Consider the following 1912-nt stretch of genomic DNA (forward strand, 5'->3'; position numbering starts at 1 on the left):
CGGCAGCACCGGCCTGCGGGTCCACCAGGATTCGGTGGTGGGGGAGAGGGCGCTGGCCGGCAACGCCGACCGTGAAGGACTCGCCGACCGGTTCACCCGCCACGACCTCGACGCCGCGCTGGTGACGGGCGCGCGGGTGGTGCTGCTGCGGCTGCCACGGTCGCTGAGCGCGCTCGGCGAAATCGCCGAAACGATCGCCAGGGACGCAGACCCCGACGTGGTCGTCTTCGCCGGTGGTCGCGACAAGCACATCACCCACGCCATGAACGACGTGCTCGGACGCTCCTTCGCCGACGTCCGTGCGTCTCGCGGGCGGCAGAAGTCGAGGGTGCTCACCGCCCGCACCCCGATTCCCGGCGCGTCCACCTATCCGGTGACCGATCGTCTCACCGACCTCGACCTGACAGTGGTCGCGCACGGGGCGGTGTTCGCCGGACCGCGACTCGACATCGGCACACGGTTCCTCCTCGGGTTCCTCCCGCGCACATCGCGCGACGCGACCGTGGCCGTCGACCTGGGCTGCGGCACCGGCATCCTCGCCGTGTCCCTGGCTCGCCTGCGTCCGAATCTGCGCGTCGTCGCCACCGACCAGTCCGCCGCCGCGGTCGCGTCCGCCGCGGCGACCGCCGCCGCGAACGGTGTCGCCGATCGCGTCGAGGTGTTGCGTGACGATGCAGCCGGGAGCCTGTCGGGGGATTCCGTCGACGTGGTGGTGTGCAATCCGCCGTTCCACATCGGTGCCGCGGTGCATACCGGTGCGGCCGAGAAGATGTTCGATGCGGCCGCGCGGGTCCTGCGCGACGGCGGTGAACTGTGGACGGTGTACAACTCGCATCTCGACTATCGCGGAACCCTGCGGCGGACCGTCGGGAAGACCGACGTCATGGGACGGAACCGCAAGTTCACGGTGACCAGGTCGCTCCGAACCCGGTAGAGTCCGGTTCGTCCGGTCTTTGTGGTGTAGCGGCAGTGTGTGCGGGAACCTCCGGCCCCGGCCGCTCGTTGAACGGACAGAATCGACCACGAGAAGGGATGTGCACGGTGCGCACCACCAGTAACCCGGTGTTCCGCAACCTGCCCAAGCAAGAGGGCGGCGGATACGCCACGTTCGGCTCTGCGACGGCAGGCGCCGCGCAGGTCACCCAGCAATTCGGTCAGCCTCAATACCAGCAGCAGGATCAGTGGGCTCGGCCCGCGACGACCCGCGCGATGACCATCGACGATGTCGTCACCAAGACCGGCATCACGCTCGGTGTGCTCACCGTTTCGGCGCTGATCTCGTATTTCCTCGTCAACTCCAACGTGAGCCTGGCGGCGCCGTTCGTCATCGGCGGTGGCCTGATCGGCCTGGTTCTGGTCCTCGTCGCGACGTTCGGTCGCAAGATGGACAACCCGGCGATCGTCCTCGCGTATGCCGTCGCGGAAGGATTCTTCCTCGGTGCGCTGTCGTTCATGTTCACCGACATCACGTTCGGTGGCGCGGGCGGCGCAACGCTCATCGCCCAGGCGGTGCTCGGCACCTTCGGTGTGTTCTTCGGCATGCTCGTCGTGTACCGGACGGGCGCTATTCGCGTCACTCCGCGTCTGACCCGCATGATCGTCGGCGCGCTCATCGGTGTGTTGGTGCTCGCGCTCGGTAACCTCGTCGCCGGCTTCTTCGTTGACGGTGGCCTGGGCCTGCGCGACGGCGGCACCGTCGCGATCATCTTCAGCCTGGTGTGCATCGGCATCGCCGCGTTCAGCTTCCTGCTCGACTTCGACGCTGCCGACCAGTTGATTCGCGCGCAGGCACCGGAGAAGGCCGCGTGGGGCGTCGCATTCGGTCTCACCGTCACCCTGGTGTGGCTGTACGTCGAGATCCTGCGCCTGCTCAGCTACTTCCAGAGCGGCGACTAGTCACGGCCTGAACCCC

At 67.9% G+C, this 1912-nt stretch carries 2 protein-coding genes; both read left to right on the top strand.

The features are described from left to right. Positions 1 to 934: class I SAM-dependent methyltransferase (locus WAX14_RS11225; protein WP_422628156.1), on the top strand; the 934-nt coding region annotated here is incomplete at its 5' end. 107 nt (positions 935 to 1041) lie between these two features. Then, positions 1042 to 1896: a Bax inhibitor-1/YccA family protein gene (locus WAX14_RS11230; protein WP_422628157.1), complete on the top strand. Its 855-nt coding sequence runs from the start codon at positions 1042 to 1044 to the stop codon at positions 1894 to 1896. Positions 1897 to 1912 lie beyond the last annotated feature (16 nt).

This window comes from Rhodococcus sp. (in: high G+C Gram-positive bacteria) (assembly GCF_049299235.1).
GTDB lineage: Bacteria > Actinomycetota > Actinomycetes > Mycobacteriales > Mycobacteriaceae > Rhodococcus.